Source organism: Yersinia sp. 2553 StPb PI (assembly GCF_052217105.1).
GTDB classification, from domain to species: Bacteria; Pseudomonadota; Gammaproteobacteria; order Enterobacterales; family Enterobacteriaceae; genus Yersinia; species Yersinia enterocolitica_E.
The window spans coordinates 4,726,801-4,742,635 of sequence record NZ_JAZGPX010000002.1 but is presented as its reverse complement, the minus strand read 5'-3'; the positions used below and the strand labels follow the sequence as shown (position 1 = coordinate 4,742,635).

The following is a 15,835-nucleotide window of genomic DNA, read 5'->3' as shown; positions in this document are numbered from 1 at the left end:
GTTGGTTAGCGGCGCTATGTTAATTGGCTAACATTATTCTCTGCCAATATCCCCTGCCTCTCCCGCCGCACCATCCCTTGCTCAAAGGTTTGCATCCCCCATTGCGCGCCAGCTTGTATCACATTCGGGAGCTGATAGGATTTACCTTCACGAATCAAATGGCTGACGGCAGTGGTTTGTATCAGAATTTCAAAAACGGCAATGCGCCCACCGGCTGTTTTATTACATAACTTTTGTGCGATAACCGCACGTAAGCTCGCTGCCAATTGTGCCTGAATAGTGGCTTTCTCTGCCGCAGGGAAAACATCTACCAGCCGATCAATTGCCTGTGTTGCTGTACGAGTATGTAGCGTAGCCAGCACCAAATGCCCCGTTTCAGCGGCAGTCAGAGCTAAACGAATCGTATCCAGATCACGTAACTCACCCAACAAAATGATATCGGGATCCTGACGCAATGCTCCAGTTAAGGCATGACTAAAAGATTGGGTATGGCTCCCCAGCTCCCGTTGCTGGATCAAACATGAAAGACTGCTATGAACAAACTCAATCGGATCTTCAAGCGTAATGATATGACGAGCCTGATGCTGATTGATGGCACTGATCATCGCGCTTAATGTCGTGGACTTACCACTGCCTGTCGCACCAGTAACCAGAATCAACCCATTATCTTGCTCAACGAGTTGGTGAATAATCGGTGGGACATCCAACTCTTCCAGTGATGGGCATGCCGCAGAGATAATACGAAAAGCTACCGATTGCCCCTGCTGTTGCTGAAAAATATTAGCCCGTAGCCGTTGTCCACTAATTGTCGTATAAGCACAATCCACCTGCCCCATTTCCCGCAATCGGCGATACTGCGCCTCGCTTAATAAGTGCCGACTGAGCTTATTGAGCCAGTTGACACTCACCCGTGGCCAGTGAGTGAAGGTTTTCAGTACGCCATCAATACGTAATACCGGGTGATAACCGGTACAAAGGTGCAGATCCGATGCGTTATGATTTACACTAGCCGCCACCTTATTCGCGAAGTCCTGTTCATCAAAGCCATCATCGGTATGTTCGGGGCTTTCTAAGTCAATGCATTTAGCTGTGCCATCGCTAAATACAGGGTTATCCTGGTCTGTGTTTTTATCATCCAGACTGGTGAAATCCATATCAAACTCCTGGGTCCATATGAGCACAATTGAGCAGAATCTACAGGATGTCAGAGCGCGGATCGCAACAGTTGCACACAATTGCGCACGCTCTCCAGAAGAAGTGACATTGCTTGCAGTTAGTAAAACCAAACCTGTGAGCGCTATCGAAGAGGCCATCGTGGCAGGGCAATATGCTTTTGGCGAAAACTATGTGCAGGAAGGGGTAGATAAAATCCACTACTTTGCCAATAGCGCCGATCTTGAATGGCACTTTATTGGCCCGCTGCAATCCAATAAAAGCCGGTTAGTGGCAGAAAATTTTGCCTGGTGTCATACCGTTGATCGGCTGAAGATAGCGCAGCGCCTAAGCACTCAGCGCCCAGCAGCAATGCCCGCACTGAACGTACTGATTCAGGTCAATATCAGTGATGAGCAAAGTAAATCTGGGGTTGCCTTAACAGAGCTACCCGCATTAGCAGCCAGTATTAGTGAGCTGCCTAACCTGAATTTACGCGGATTGATGGCTATTCCGGCACCGGAAAGCGATTACCCGCGACAACTGGCGGTATTTGAGCAAATGCATCAGGCTTTCTTGACTTTAAAAGCCAGCTACCCTCAGATGGATACGCTTTCTATGGGCATGACAGATGATATGGCAGCCGCTATTAGTGCCGGAAGTACATTAGTGCGTATTGGTACCGCCATTTTTGGTACCCGCGCTTAACCCCCAAAGTCAGTAGCGTCAGAGCCGCTAATGTTAATTAACACCTTCGGGCTGCGGCTTTAAGTACCAAGGGCATAGGAGAAATTGATGCAACATCGCAACATAACATTCATTGGCGCTGGCAATATGGCTCGCGCAATTATTGCAGGGTTGGTTGCCGGTGGTTATCCCGCTAAAATGATCAGCGTTTGCGCACCTTCAGCTAAAAATCGTGATGCTCTGGCCGCTGAATTTGGTGTCATCAGTAGTGATGATAATAACACTCAAGCACAAAAGGCTGGGGTGATCGTCTTAGCGGTTAAACCTCAATTAATGGCCGATGTATGTCAGGCATTGCGAGATAATGTCGATTTCACCGGCAAACTAGTGCTTTCCATTGCTGCAGGTGTTCAGGTTGCACGTTTCTATGCGCTATTGGGGGATAAACTCAATTTGGTGCGTATTATGCCTAATACCCCATCTCTGGTGGGTAAAGGGATGAGCGGCCTATATGCACCAGAGCAGGTTTCACAGGACGATCGTAACTTTACCGCCTCGCTGATGAGCTCGGTAGGAAAAGTCTGTTGGGTGAATGATGAAAACGGCATCAACAACGTTATTGCCGCAGCAGGCAGTGCACCGGCCTATTTCTTCCTGTTTATGGAAGCAATGCAACAAGAAGCCGAACGGTTAGGTTTTGATAGTGAAACCGCACGCCTACTGGTGCAACAAGCCGCCTCTGGAGCGACTGCACTCGTGGAAGCTAACCCGCAATTGCCACTTTCGACACTACGTAAACAGGTGACCTCGAAAGGAGGGACGACGGCCGAGGCAATTAGGGTATTTAACGAGCAGCATTTACCAGAAACTGTTGCCAGCGCCATGCAAGCCGCTATCAAACGGGCGAAAGAAATGGAAAAGCTGTTCTAACTACGACAAAATTTACAAAATCCGACACTACCCTTATTGCTTTCTCGTTAAGATAGGGGCTTATAAAGTACGCTGATAGATTCTCTATTTGTGTATATCCAATATTAAGGATAAGGACTAAAGCAACTCATGCTAACGCTGACTTTTTTGGCCAAAACGGTCATTGACCTGTATGTGATGGTACTGCTGTTGCGTATCTGGATGCAGTGGGTTCACAGCGATTTCTACAACCCATTCTCACAATTTGTGGTGAAAATTACCCAGCCGATTATTGGTCCATTGCGTCGGATCATTCCTTCCATGGGGCCAATCGACAGCGCATCACTGCTGCTGGCATACCTGCTGATGACCATTAAGTTCCCACTGTTGCTGCTGATTGGTAGCGGTGCTATCTCACTCAACCCTTATAATCTGCTGTTTGGTGTTATTGCACTGTTTAAAGCTGCCGGTTACCTGATTTTCTGGGTAATGATTATCCGTGCATTGATGAGTTGGGTAAGCCAAGGCCGTAGTCCGATGGACTATCTGCTGTATCAGTTGACTGAGCCTTTAATGGCTCCGATTCGCCGCATCTTGCCTGCCATGGGCGGTATCGATTTTTCGGCGATGATCGTTATTCTTATCCTGTATCTGATCAACTTCTTAGGTATGGATATGTTAGGCGAGCTTTGGGTTATGCTGTGAGTGCAGTAACACCCTTGCTGGACGGGCTGGTTCTGAGGCTATATATTCAGCCCAAAGCCAGCCGTGATCAGATAGTCGGTTTACATGGCGATGAACTGAAAATCGCCATTACCGCCCCACCGGTAGATGGCCAAGCTAATACCCACTTGATCAAGTTTATCGCTAAACAATTTCGGGTAGCGAAAAGCCAGGTAGTTATCGAAAAAGGTGAACAGGGGCGGCACAAACAGATCAAAATTGTTAATCCGCAACAGATCCCGCCAGAAGTTGCGGCACTGCTCGAGTGATAGAGACTTCCGCAAGAATAACTGTCAGCTCTAATAAAATTCAGGATCCCTCCATGCAAAAAATAGTATTAGCCACCGGTAACCCCGGCAAAGTGCGTGAGTTGGCAAATTTGCTGGCCGATTTTGGTTTGGATGTGGTCGCACAAACCGAACTAGGCGTAGAATCCGCCGATGAAACTGGCTTAACTTTTATCGAAAATGCCATATTAAAAGCGCGCCATGCCGCACAAATTACCGGTTTGCCTGCTATCGCCGATGACTCGGGCCTTGCTGTTGATGCGCTAGGTGGCGCACCAGGGATTTACTCCGCACGCTTCGCGGGTACTGATGCCAGTGATCAAGATAACCTCGAAAAACTGCTAGTGGCGTTGAAAGATACCCCTGATGTACAACGTGGTGCCCAATTCCACTGCGTGCTGGTTTACATGCGCCATGCAGAAGACCCAACACCTTTAGTATTTCACGGCCAATGGCCGGGTGTGATTGCCCATCAACCTGCTGGTGCGGCTGGATTTGGTTATGATCCTATTTTCTACATCCCGGCGTTGGGTAAAACCGCCGCAGAATTAACTCGTGAAGAGAAGCATGCAGTATCACACCGTGGTCAGGCGCTGAAACTGATGTTGGATGCGCTGCGTAATGCTTAAGTTACCGCCGCTCAGTCTCTATATTCATATTCCCTGGTGTGTGCAGAAGTGCCCTTACTGTGACTTTAACTCTCATGCACTGAAAGGTGATGTTCCTCATCAGGAATATGTAGAGCACTTATTAGCGGATCTTGATGCCGACGTACCACTGGCCAGTGGTCGTGAAATTAGCACTATTTTTATTGGTGGTGGCACCCCGAGTTTACTCAGTGCCGCAGCGATGCAACAACTGCTTGATGGTGTGCGTGGCAGATTACCCCTTACAGCCGGTGCTGAAATCACCATGGAAGCAAACCCAGGCGCTGTCGAAGCTGACCGCTTCAGCGGCTATCAACGCGCCGGTATTAACCGTATCTCCATCGGCGTACAAAGCTTTAGCGCACAGAAATTAACGCGTCTTGGGCGGATTCATGGGCCAGATGAAGCTAAACGAGCCGCAGAGCTGGCAACCTCACTGAACTTACGTAGCTTTAATCTGGATTTAATGCACGGCTTGCCTGATCAAACACTGGAAGAGGCGCTGGATGATTTGCGCCAAGCTATCGCACTGGATCCGCCACATTTATCTTGGTATCAACTGACGATTGAGCCTAATACTGGTTTCAGTTCACGCCCGCCGGTTTTGCCAGATGACGATGCACTGTGGGATATTTTCCAGCAAGGACATCAATTACTTAGTGATGCCGGATATCAGCAGTATGAAACCTCGGCCTATGCCAAACCGGGCTACCAATGCCAACATAACCTCAATTACTGGCGCTTTGGTGATTATCTGGGAATTGGCTGCGGGGCGCACGGTAAAGTCACGTTTAGCGATGGCCGCATCCTACGGACGATAAAGACCAAACATCCCCGTGGCTTCATGCAGGGTAAATATCTGGATAAACAGTATGAAGTGGAAACGGCTGACCGGCCTTTTGAGTTCTTTATGAACCGTTTCCGGTTATTAGAAGCCGCACCACGGGCAGATTTCTACCACTTCACTGGTCTGGCTGAAAGCACTATTCGCCCACAGTTAGACGAGGCATTGGCCAAAGGGTATTTAATCGAAACAGAGGAGTACTGGCAAATTACCGAGAAAGGAAAATTATTCCTTAATTCACTGCTAGAACTGTTTTTGTAAATCTATGCGTAAAAAAGCAGGTTCAGGCGAAGCCTACAACCTAAACCTGCTTTAGCTAACCCACAATGGATTGAATATCAAGGGGATTTAGTTCAGCGCCTTAAGTAAATCCTTACGCTGCTGCTCCAGTGTCGTCACCCGCCCACAGACTTCATGGCCAAACTGCTGGAACTCCTGTTCCTGATTATTCCATTCGTTCTGAATAGCCTGTTGTAACCCACCCAGATTGCCCATAATGGCTTGCAACGGATTATTACCACCACTACCACTAGTCGCCTGCTTAACCCCCATCTCGTTCAAGCTATCTTGCAACACACCGCCCATACTTTGCTGCACCAACTGGCGACCATCTTTTTCTACCTGATCGATGGCCTGATGATGGAAGGTTAAACCATCGCTACGTTTCTCAATGATACGGTTCATCTGTTGCTTTAGTTGATCATTCAATGTGGTGAGTCGGTTGCGCACATTACTGCTGCTCCCCAGTTGTTGAATAATCACTTTATCCAAAGAAACTCGTGCTTTTTCAAGATGCTGTTGCGCGCCCTGATCTATCCACGGCAAATCTTTGCGCAACGCAGTCTGGTAGCGGAACGCCTGTTGGCGCTGCGCATCGGTCAGCGTCAGTGTTTTACCATTACGGGTAACATCGCCATCAGGCGAAATCTGCAAATTACCGCTGGCTCCCACTATCTGCACAGATTGCGGGCTGATAATCACATCATCCTGCGGTTTTACACTGCACTGATATTCAGCTTGCACCTGTCCGGCAGTCAGCATCAATACCGTCAGGGCTGCCGTTCGTAATGCTTTCATTTTATGTAACATAAGACTCCTGAAGCGCTGTTTTAAAAAATGGAGCGGCCAATCCGCTGTGCCAATAGCTCTAAGGCAGCAGTTCCGGCAAGAGAGTTCCCCGCATGGTCCAATTCTGGTGACCACACCGCAATACACAACTCATCCGGCACAATGGCGATAATGCCACCACCTACCCCGGATTTGCCCGGCATACCAACGCGGAAGGCAAATTCACCCGCCCCATCGTACATGCCACTGGTAATCATCAAGGCATTAATTTGCCGCGCCTGTATCGGCGTAATCAGCGGGCTATGCCTACCAATACTGCGCCCCTGATTCGCCAGATAGACAAAACAGCGAGCCAGTTCGACACAGCTCATGCGCAGGGCGCAGTAGTGGAAATAGGTCTGCAGTACCGTCAGCACATCGTTATCAAAATTATCAAAAGACTTCATCAGATATGCGATAGCCGCGTTACGATCTGAATGTTCAAACTCAGAACGAGCCACTCGAGGATCGTAGCTGATGCTATCATCGCTCACGAGCTGGCGCACCACTTCCAACATCCGCTGTTTCGGCGCACTCAAGCGGCTTTGTAACATATCGCATACCACTAGCGCCCCTGGATTAATAAAAGGATTGCGTGGTTTACCTTTCTCTAATTCTAGCTGAACCAGTGAGTTAAAGGGCTGGCCGGAGGGCTCTTTGCCTACCCGCTGCCACACCTCTTGCTCGCCGTAACGGGATAATGCCAGAGTCAGACTTAACACTTTCGAAATCGATTGGATAGAGAAGCGTTCATCAGCATCTCCGGCTTGAAAAATCTCGCCATCCAGAGTACACACAGCAATGCCCAGCTTATCTGCCGAGACCTCCGCTAATGCGGGAATATAATCAGCAACCTTCCCCTGACCAATCAGCGGGCGAACCTGCTGTAAGATATCTGCCAGTAAGGCATTATTTAAGATTGTTGCTACCTCTAAAATTTTTGCCAAAAAAATGCTCCCAATAGAACTTAGTAACAGCTTCCACTAGCCATGCCTGATAAAAACAAAGGCGCCTGCTTAGGCGCCCTTATTAATTATCTGCCGTTAAACCGGAAGATCAATCCCACCAGATATCAAATAACTCACTGGTTTCTACATTTTTCAACTTGCGAGCTTCCAGCCATTTAGTAACCAATGCACGGTGCTCATCAGTGCAATGACCGATCTCTTGCAGGCAAATCAAACCTTCCCACTGCAAGTAGCCACTACCATCAAATGCCAGACCATTGGCTTCAATGACTTCATCGATAAAAGCATCGACACTTTTATCAATTACATCAACACCAGTCCCTTCAGGGAAGGTCCACTGTACGGAAAAACCCAATTCCTGAAACTCGTCGATATGCATCTTCTTGCGTAAACGACGACTACGATTGTTAGCCATTATTCTTTCCTATTTGATTTTAATGGTATTTTTAAGCGCGTAGAGTAAAATCTTAATTTCAACCTACACTTTAATAACCATCTGATTTTCAGTAGCTTATCAATATCACGAGTTTAGCAGATACTAGCAGCATGCGCCTAGCTTACCCTCACTCACTTGAGGTTGCCACTGTCACCAAGCCTTGATTCCATTGGAATCAATTTTAATCGACCTCTAAGGCTTTATGGCAACACCACCTGTTAATATCTACCCAAGGACCTCACTCACCCCGATTTCTGCGTGCTCATCGCGTTACACACTGCAGTTCAGGATAAATTTGTCACATCCCCAATGGCGGAACACCCTTTTCACATCCACTGGTTGGTTGACGGGGGATTTCGAGCATGAAGGAACCCATATCACTCATAGAGAGCGGCATCTATTCCAAGGGACAGGTCAGTCATATTTGGAGCGATGCATCGCACTCATCAGTTTTGTGATCATAACTACTAATAAATTTTCTTTTTATGCATAATTGAGCGGTTTTAGTTAAGAACTCTCACTAAAATTAAATAGGCAATATTAAATATAGTGTTTTTGTTAAGAATTAAAAGGAGAATATCTCTATTAAAAAGAGACATATATTATTTATCCTTGCCGATAAATGCCTATAATTGATTACGTTTTAAAATAAAAAACAAGACTAATTTACATAAGACTTTCATATCATTATGAGATTATTCCTATCCAAGAAATTAAATTAATCTATTGATATATAAACCTTAATTGTTAGCTCCTCGTCCGCCGCGGGATTATTCCTACAAGAGTAGTCTTTCTCTCCTATATATATGTATAACCCCGTACGTTTACTATAAGTACCAATAATGCAACATCAGATTTAAAGCATTCACCAGTGGCAGTTCACCAACACACTTACTTTTTGGTTAAGTGAAAAATGTTGCTCGTTAATTATAACCCAAAATAAATAGAGAAAATTGAGCGTTTTATGAATCGAGTATTTAAAGTCATTTGGAATAGTGCCTTAGGTCGCTACGATGTTGCATCTGAGTTTTCTAAATCAGGAAAAAAGATTAAGTCATTTTGCTCAGGTGCAGAAACTGTCGATACAACTTTAGGTTTAACGACACCCTCTCGCCTGAACCAGATTGCCATTACCTTGATGTTTACATTAGGGACGAACTCTGCTTTTGCTGCAGATATAAGTGTTCCCGGATTTACACCTGAAGTTCAATTTGAACAGATCTCCACAGGTTCAGGTAATACCTTGTCGGGGAGCTTTGCGAACATAGCTAAAGGCCAAAACGGTTATATAAGCACGACCTTAGGGGCACTTGATCGGTCTCTGATTACATCTGGTGCGGAATTGATCGATTTCAATCGACTCATTATTGGTGCGCAAACAACAGCTATTGAATATGTTGACCCGATCACCGGCAAAAAAGTGAGTGTCAATGTTTACGATAGCAGTAAAATGCAAAGTGCCCCTGCTTCAGCGATTAATGTTACTACTTCACTTCCAGTCGGTGTTGATGGGCAATATGTCGATCGCCGATTCTTCGTGCTGCAACCTAATAGTGATATGACTGTAAATGTGGGTAGCACCGGCTCTAACTGGACATCAGACACTGCCAACTATTTTAATGCTATCTTAAAAGGTACGCAGAAGAAAACTGACACACAACAAGCAGCAACAACAACGTCAGTGTTCCATGTTGTCTCTGATAATACTTCGGTAAGTGATACGGTTCTTAACTATGATGGGAAAACTATTGTTAGCTTAGGCAATCGTAATAACAATATTTCCGATAGTTCAAGCTATGCGGCTTCATTTGTCATTGACGATTACACAGGCGAATTCACGAGTGTTATCGGTCAGCAAAACGTCACTAATTTTGCAGAATTAAAAGCCTATAATGAAGCGCTTATTCAGGCGATTAAAGATAACAAAGTAACATTGACTGACAAAGAGTATGCAGCTCAGTTGGCACTTGCTTTAAAAAATAATAATACCGCACAAAAAGTTATCTTAGATCCTAAAATCAGTGTTGATGACGCAGTTAATTATTTAGTTAATAAAGACCAGGTTGCCTTTATTCATGGCGAGGGTAAGCACTCTATTGTTAACGTAGGCACTGACGCAAATATTCAGGCATTCTACACTGATGCATCGTTAATCCGTTTAACCAACGGCGCAACATTGAACAATAATGGGACTATTGGCTCTGCTGCAGCTACCATTTCAGGTACCTATATTGTTTTCGCAACAAACAGCACGGTCAATAATAGTGTGACCGGGATTATAGATGCGGGTACCAATGACGAAATCAAAGACTTCGCTGCAACTCAAAAACGTGATGTGACAATCGGTGATCATACTGCGATTTTAGCCAATGGTAGCTCTGTGGTCACCAATGACGGCATTATTAACGTAGCCTCCCGTACCAGCAGTGCGAGCACTGCAGTGGCACTATTAAGTGATACCACCCAATTTACCAACAACGGTACTATTAATATGGCTTCCACAGCTGAGATTGGTGATGCGGCTGGTGGCTATTATAATCGTGGTATCGTTACTCAAGGTACTTCAACGTCTAATAATAATGGCCTGATTTATATTGGTCGTGAAGCACAGCGTCAAATTGGTCAGGTGGCAGATGATCTACTGATTAAAATGCGTTCCTATGCAGTATATCTTTCTGGCAACGGTACATTTAATAATAATGCCAGCGGACATATTATTATTGGAAGCAAGACAAGTAACAGCGTTGGTATCGATGCTCGCGGTGCTAATACTACTGTAAATCAGGCTGGTACTATTACTATCAATGGTGCAAGCAGCGATCCGACTGGTATTAACATTGGTATTTCCTCTACCGAGAAGACCCGTAACGTCAATAATACCGGTAAAATTATCCTCAATGGCACCAACTCAGTCGGTATCAAGGTATTTTCTGATGCCACAAAAGTGAATGATAGTGCTTCTGCCTCAAGCTCTGGTGAGATTGATATCAATGGTGGTGTCGATGCTTCAGGTCGGGCTAATTACGGTATCTGGGCCGAAGGTAATAATGCTGTAGCGAATCTGACAGGTAACGTTAACCTATATGGCGACGGCACCATCGGCGTCCATGCCCGTAATAATGGAACAATCAATGTCAGTGCTAATGGGCAGGTAGAATTTAAAAGTGGTAAAAACCAGATTGGTTACTATGCATTTGGCGCTGGTTCAACCATTAATAATAGCGCCGTGGGTAATGAAAAAGTCTCCACTGAAGGTTCGATATTATATCGTATTGATACCGGAGCCAGTTTCGCGGGGAGCAATGCTTCTACATTAGATGCTGACGGTATCAATTCAACACTTATCCAGGTTACCGGGGAGAACAGTACTTTTAATTCGGGTGCTTTGACAATGAACATCCTGGGCGAGGGCTCTACTGGGGTAAAAGTCGAGGGTGGCGCCAGCGGCACCATCACGGCAGATGCCAGCCTGGAATTGAGCGGTGATGGGGCTACTGCCGGTATCGTCGATGGCAACTACTACGGCCTGGATGGTATTGCCACCGGTGCTACCGGAAAATCTGTCTTAACCAGTTCGGCGGTATTGACCACCGGTAACACCGCGTCTGGTGCCTATGGCTATATCGCCCGTAATGGCGGTGAGCTTATCCACAATGGCTCCATTGATTTTACACAAGCAGGCAGTACTGGCGTGCTGGTAGACGGCGGGATTCTGACCAACCAAAACCTCATCACAGTCAATGGGACTGCGGTCAATATTCAGGGTGCTAACTCTACCGTGAATAACAGCGGTACCGTCAACGCAACCGACGGCACCGCCGCTTATCTGCTGGGTGCGGGGGCGAGCCTGACCTTATCCGGTAACGGTGAAACCAAAGCGGGCGGCACTGCCCATGGCGTACTGCTTGATACCGGTGCCACAGCACTGACCGTGGATGGCGCAACCATCACCATGACCGCGGGCGGCACAGGTAATGCGATTGAAAACAAAGCGGAAATTACCGGTATTCAGTTAAAAGACACCACGCTGACGGTGGGTAATGGTGCAGGTATTCGTACCGGTGCCTCCCTGGCGGCAACCAACTCTGGCACGATCAATGTCAACGGCAGCGGTACCGGTATTCTGTTTGCCAACACCGGCGACACCATCACCGATAATACGCTGGACATGTCCGACTCGGCCGGTCTGGTGATTAACGTCAATTCAGCCGCGGGCAAAGGGATTGTCACCAACTCCCGTCAGGATCTGAAAACCGGTGCCAGCGTAAACGTCAATGATGCCGCAGGCGGTGCAGCCCTGATTGTCAAAGGCACTACCGGCCGTGTCGAGCAGTCCGGTAACCTGATATCAACATCACTCACCAGCCCGGTGGTGGACATCAATAACGGTTATGTCACCAGCTTCGTCAACAGCGGTACCATTCAAGCCAACAGCGCCACGCAGCAGGCTGTCGTAACCAATACTGGGACGGGTCTGGCATTTACCAACGCCACGGGTGGCACAATTGTTGGCAAGGTGGATCTGTTAGCGGGCAACAACACCGTGACCCTGATGCAAGGCAGTAAAGGCACTGACTTCACCACCGGCAGCGGCGATGATGCCTTCATTCTGAAAGGGCTGACATTAGCCGATACCGGCGTGTTTAGCTCACTGAACGGCGGTACCGGCAGCGATACGCTGACGCTGGACAGTTCGCTGTATACCCTGAGTGATGCTGATGCTATCCAGAATATGGAATACATCAACCTGATCAATAACTCAACGCTGACACTGGACAATGTGCTGCTGGCGCTGGGTGACAGTCAGGATGACAATGCCAACACCGGTTTTAATCTGGGTGACGGCAGTCTGTTGCAGGTTAATAACCTGAATGCCGTGAGCTTTAACAGCAAGTTGAACGGCCTCGGCACGATGGCCGTTAATACCGCCGGTAATGCCTTTGATTTTACGGCTAATGCGGCACAGAACGCCTTTAACGGGGTACTGGCATTAGGTCACGCCACCTTTGAGCTGGCGGCGGATAACACGGCAGCATTAGTGAATGCCACTCTGAAACTGGGCGCGGACAGTATCACCACCGTCGGTGACGGTGTGCAAACTATCGGTGGGTTGGCCTTTGACGGCGGTACGGTGAAATTTGACACCGGCACCCCGGGTGAGACGGTGGCGAAAAGCACTATCCATACCACCAAAGAGATGAACCTGCTGGGCACCGGGACGGTGGTGGTGGACATCGACAGCGTCGACAACAGCCAGACGCCGGTCAATCCTGCGCTGCCCATCATGGAGCAGGATGATGCCAACACCGTGCTGCAACTGGCGGTGAGTGATGTGGCCGTGCAAGGCGATGGCGGCAATCTGGTGCTGAAAGACCAGGATGGCAATGTCATTACCGATGCCACCACGGCCGATATTGCACAAAATGGCACCACGGTCGCCAAAGGCACTTACGATTATCGCCTGAGCAGCGGTACGGGTAACGACGGTTTGTATATCGGTTACGGCCTGACCGAAGTTGAACTGCTGGGCAGCGGTGCAGATGCACTGGCGCTGTATGCCACCAATAAAACCGGTCCTGCGGCGGATTTGAGTGCCAAAGTGACGGGCAGTGGTGAGTTGGCGATTGATACCGGTGCAGGAAATACGGTAACACTGTCCAATCTGGACAATGATTACACCGGTTCTACCGATGTACGCAGCGGCACCTTGCAGATGCTGAATGATAATGTGTTGGGGAATACCTCGCTGTTATCACTGGCAGCAGATACCGCCTTTGACATGAAGGGTCACAGCCAAACCGTGGGCGAACTGAACAGTACTGCGGGCTCAACGGTTGATCTCAATGGTGGCAGCTTAACCTTGAGCCAGGGCGGTGTGTCTGAGGGTGAACTGACCGGCAGTGGCGCGCTGACAATTGCCGCCAATGTGCTGAGCGTTAAGGGTGCCAATACTGGCCTGAGCGCGGTGACCACCCTTGCCAGTGGCGCACAAGCGTTACTGAACAATGCAGCGGGTCTGGGCGATGGCAATATCGTTAACGCCGGTCTGCTGACACTGAAAGGGGCTGCGGGCCAGTTAGCAAATGCTATCAGTGATGCCGGCAGTGTGGTGCTGGAAGATAACAGCGATATCACATTGAGCGGTGATAACCGCCTGTTCAGCGGCCTGTTTGCTATCACGAACGGCAGCCAGTTAACCGCTTCTCAGGCAGAACATCTGGGGACGGCAGCGGTCACTAACGACGGTTCATTGGTGCTCAATAGCGATAATAACTGGTTGCTGGCAAACAGCATTAGCGGCAGTGGTAGTCTGACTAAAAACGGTGACGGTACCCTGTCATTGACTCAAACGGCGGCCTATACCGGCCAGACAGATATCAATGCGGGTGGCCTGATGTTAGGCAGCAGTGCTGACCCCATGACGCTGGCAAGCCAGCAGGTGAATATAGCCAGCGGTGCCTTTATGGGCGGTTTTGGTGGTGTAGCGGGCGCGGTTGATAACCAGGGCGTGCTGTTTGTGGGCAACCCAACGGCACCGGTGGTACCGGCGATGGGCCGTCTGGCTCGCCTGGCGCCGGCCAGTAATATCTTTACCGTTGGCACTGACTTAACCAACAGCGGCACGGTATTTATCGGTAACAAGACCAGTGACGGTACGGGCACCACCGGTAACCAATTAGTGGTCAACGGCAACTATATTGGCAACAACGGTCTGCTGCACTTCAACACCGCGCTGGGCGACGACAGCTCTGCCACCGACAGCATGATTGTGAACGGTAACACCAGCGGCACCACTAACGTAAGCGTAGATAATGCGGGCGGTACGGGCGCTAAAACCTTAAACGGTATTGAGCTCATTCAGGTGAATGGTCAATCCGACGGTGAGTTTGTGAACCCTGGCCGTATCGTAGCGGGTGCATATGATTACTCACTCGTACGTGGGGTGGGTTCAAACGCCAGTAACTGGTATTTGACCAGCCTGAGTAATTTGCCGATTGATCCAGAGAACCCGGTCGACCCGGAAAACCCGGCGAGTCCAGGCGAGGAAACTAAACGTCCTGAAGCCGGCAGCTACACCGCGAACCTGGCCGCAGCCAACACTATGTTTGTGACGCGTCTGCACGATCGTTTGGGCGAAACACAGTATATCGACGCCCTGACTGGCGAGCAGAAAGTGACCAGCATGTGGCTGCGTAACGAAGGCGGACATAACCGTTCACGTGACACCAGTGGTCAGTTGAAAACCCAAAGCAACCGCTATGTGATGCAATTGGGTGGCGATATTGCCCAGTGGAGCAACGATGGTCTGGACCGTTTACACCTGGGTGTAATGGCCGGTTACGGTAATAGCAAGAGCGACACCCACGCGAAATCGGGCTATAAGTCGAGTGGTTCGGTTGATGGATACACCGCCGGGGTGTACAGCACCTGGTATGCCAACGACGAAGACAAGTCGGGCTTGTATGTTGACGGTTGGGCGCAGTACAGCTGGTTTAACAATAGCGTGCAGGGCGACGGTCTGGCGACGGAAGAGTATAAATCGAAAGGGATCACCGCGTCGGTCGAGAGCGGCTACACCTTTAAGATCGGTGAAAATCAGTCTAAAAACGAAACGTACTTTATCCAGCCGAAAGCCCAAATCACCTGGATGGGTGTGAAAGCTGACGAGCACCGTGAAGCAAACGGTACTCAGGTGAGTGGTCAAGGCGACGGTAATATCCAGACCCGTCTGGGGCTGCGTTCTTATATGAAAGGCCACCACGAAAGTGATAATGGCAAGGATCGCGAGTTCCAACCGTTTGTGGAAGCCAACTGGATCCACAACACCAAAGATTTTGGCACCAATATGAACGCGGTTGAAGTGAAACAAGCTGGCGCGAAGAATATCGGTGAACTGAAAGTGGGTGTTGAGGGGCAATTGAACAAGCAACTGAATGTCTGGGGTAACGTTGGCCAGCAATTGGGCGACAAAGGTTACAGCGATACTGCAGTGATGTTAGGGGTGAAATACAACTTCTAATAAGAGTGACACAAGCTGAATAGTGGCACTTCGGTGCCACTATTCATCCACCGAA

11 protein-coding genes are annotated in these 15,835 nt (G+C 48.5%); 7 read left to right on the top strand and 4 right to left on the bottom strand.

All coding sequences use genetic code 11. The annotated features are described in order from the left end of the window. Positions 1 to 14: 14 nt before the first annotated feature. The gene (locus V2A84_RS22885) at positions 15 to 1,154 is read right to left on the bottom strand and encodes a type IV pilus twitching motility protein PilT (RefSeq protein WP_193784783.1); all 1,140 of its coding nucleotides are present in this window, start codon (positions 1,152 to 1,154) and stop codon (positions 15 to 17) included. A gap of 19 nt (positions 1,155 to 1,173) precedes the next feature. Between V2A84_RS22885 and V2A84_RS22880 the strand changes: the two genes are divergently transcribed. The 6 genes from V2A84_RS22880 (at position 1,174) to hemW (ending at position 5,510) form a co-directional block, all read left to right on the top strand. After that, the gene (locus V2A84_RS22880) at positions 1,174 to 1,860 is read left to right on the top strand and encodes a YggS family pyridoxal phosphate-dependent enzyme (protein WP_083162687.1); all 687 of its coding nucleotides are present in this window, start codon (positions 1,174 to 1,176) and stop codon (positions 1,858 to 1,860) included. Between the two features lie 87 nt (positions 1,861 to 1,947). Continuing rightward, entirely contained in the window at positions 1,948 to 2,769 is an 822-nt protein-coding gene (proC, locus tag V2A84_RS22875; RefSeq protein WP_083162685.1) for a pyrroline-5-carboxylate reductase, read from the top strand. Positions 2,770 to 2,898: 129 nt separating this feature from the next. Continuing rightward, positions 2,899 to 3,453 carry a YggT family protein gene (locus tag V2A84_RS22870; RefSeq protein WP_083162683.1) on the top strand — a complete coding sequence of 185 codons (555 nt, stop codon included), beginning with the start codon at positions 2,899 to 2,901 and terminating at the stop codon, positions 3,451 to 3,453. Beyond that, positions 3,450 to 3,740, top strand: coding sequence for a DUF167 family protein YggU (yggU, locus tag V2A84_RS22865; RefSeq protein WP_083164094.1), 291 nt, complete (start codon positions 3,450 to 3,452; stop codon positions 3,738 to 3,740). The genes V2A84_RS22870 and yggU overlap by 4 nt, the downstream gene beginning before the upstream one ends. 53 nt (positions 3,741 to 3,793) lie before the next feature. Continuing rightward, the gene (gene rdgB, locus V2A84_RS22860) at positions 3,794 to 4,387 is read left to right on the top strand and encodes an RdgB/HAM1 family non-canonical purine NTP pyrophosphatase (protein ID WP_083162681.1); all 594 of its coding nucleotides are present in this window, start codon (positions 3,794 to 3,796) and stop codon (positions 4,385 to 4,387) included. After that, the gene (gene hemW, locus V2A84_RS22855) at positions 4,380 to 5,510 is read left to right on the top strand and encodes a radical SAM family heme chaperone HemW (protein ID WP_442849083.1); all 1,131 of its coding nucleotides are present in this window, start codon (positions 4,380 to 4,382) and stop codon (positions 5,508 to 5,510) included. The genes rdgB and hemW overlap by 8 nt, the downstream gene beginning before the upstream one ends. Before the next feature lie 87 nt (positions 5,511 to 5,597). Here the strand turns inward: hemW and V2A84_RS22850 are convergent, their stop codons facing one another. The 3 genes from V2A84_RS22850 to V2A84_RS22840 all read right to left on the bottom strand — a co-directional run bounded on the left by V2A84_RS22850 (position 5,598) and on the right by V2A84_RS22840 (position 7,739). Continuing rightward, a complete protein-coding gene (locus V2A84_RS22850; protein ID WP_083162677.1) occupies positions 5,598 to 6,338 on the bottom strand; it encodes a DUF2884 domain-containing protein in 741 nt (246 codons plus the stop codon). A gap of 20 nt (positions 6,339 to 6,358) precedes the next feature. Continuing rightward, the gene (gene glsB / locus V2A84_RS22845; RefSeq protein WP_193784782.1) at positions 6,359 to 7,303 is read right to left on the bottom strand and encodes a glutaminase B; all 945 of its coding nucleotides are present in this window, start codon (positions 7,301 to 7,303) and stop codon (positions 6,359 to 6,361) included. A gap of 109 nt (positions 7,304 to 7,412) precedes the next feature. Continuing rightward, on the bottom strand, positions 7,413 to 7,739 hold the full coding sequence (locus V2A84_RS22840) for a YggL family protein (protein WP_442849082.1): 327 nt from the start codon (positions 7,737 to 7,739) through the stop codon (positions 7,413 to 7,415). A gap of 985 nt (positions 7,740 to 8,724) precedes the next feature. Between V2A84_RS22840 and V2A84_RS22835 the strand changes: the two genes are divergently transcribed. Next, positions 8,725 to 15,780 carry an autotransporter outer membrane beta-barrel domain-containing protein gene (locus tag V2A84_RS22835; RefSeq protein ID WP_442849081.1) on the top strand — a complete coding sequence of 2,352 codons (7,056 nt, stop codon included), beginning with the start codon at positions 8,725 to 8,727 and terminating at the stop codon, positions 15,778 to 15,780. Positions 15,781 to 15,835: the final 55 nt, after the last annotated feature.

Coding starts and splice junctions, on each gene's coding strand:
- V2A84_RS22885 (WP_193784783.1), bottom strand. CDS start 1,154: ATGGATTTCACCAGTCTGGATGATAAAAACACAGACCAGGATAACCCT.
- V2A84_RS22880 (WP_083162687.1), top strand. CDS start 1,174: ATGAGCACAATTGAGCAGAATCTACAGGATGTCAGAGCGCGGATCGCA.
- proC (WP_083162685.1), top strand. CDS start 1,948: ATGCAACATCGCAACATAACATTCATTGGCGCTGGCAATATGGCTCGC.
- V2A84_RS22870 (WP_083162683.1), top strand. CDS start 2,899: ATGCTAACGCTGACTTTTTTGGCCAAAACGGTCATTGACCTGTATGTG.
- rdgB (WP_083162681.1), top strand. CDS start 3,794: ATGCAAAAAATAGTATTAGCCACCGGTAACCCCGGCAAAGTGCGTGAG.
- hemW (WP_442849083.1), top strand. CDS start 4,380: ATGCTTAAGTTACCGCCGCTCAGTCTCTATATTCATATTCCCTGGTGT.
- V2A84_RS22850 (WP_083162677.1), bottom strand. CDS start 6,338: ATGTTACATAAAATGAAAGCATTACGAACGGCAGCCCTGACGGTATTG.
- V2A84_RS22840 (WP_442849082.1), bottom strand. CDS start 7,739: ATGGCTAACAATCGTAGTCGTCGTTTACGCAAGAAGATGCATATCGAC.
- V2A84_RS22835 (WP_442849081.1), top strand. CDS start 8,725: ATGAATCGAGTATTTAAAGTCATTTGGAATAGTGCCTTAGGTCGCTAC.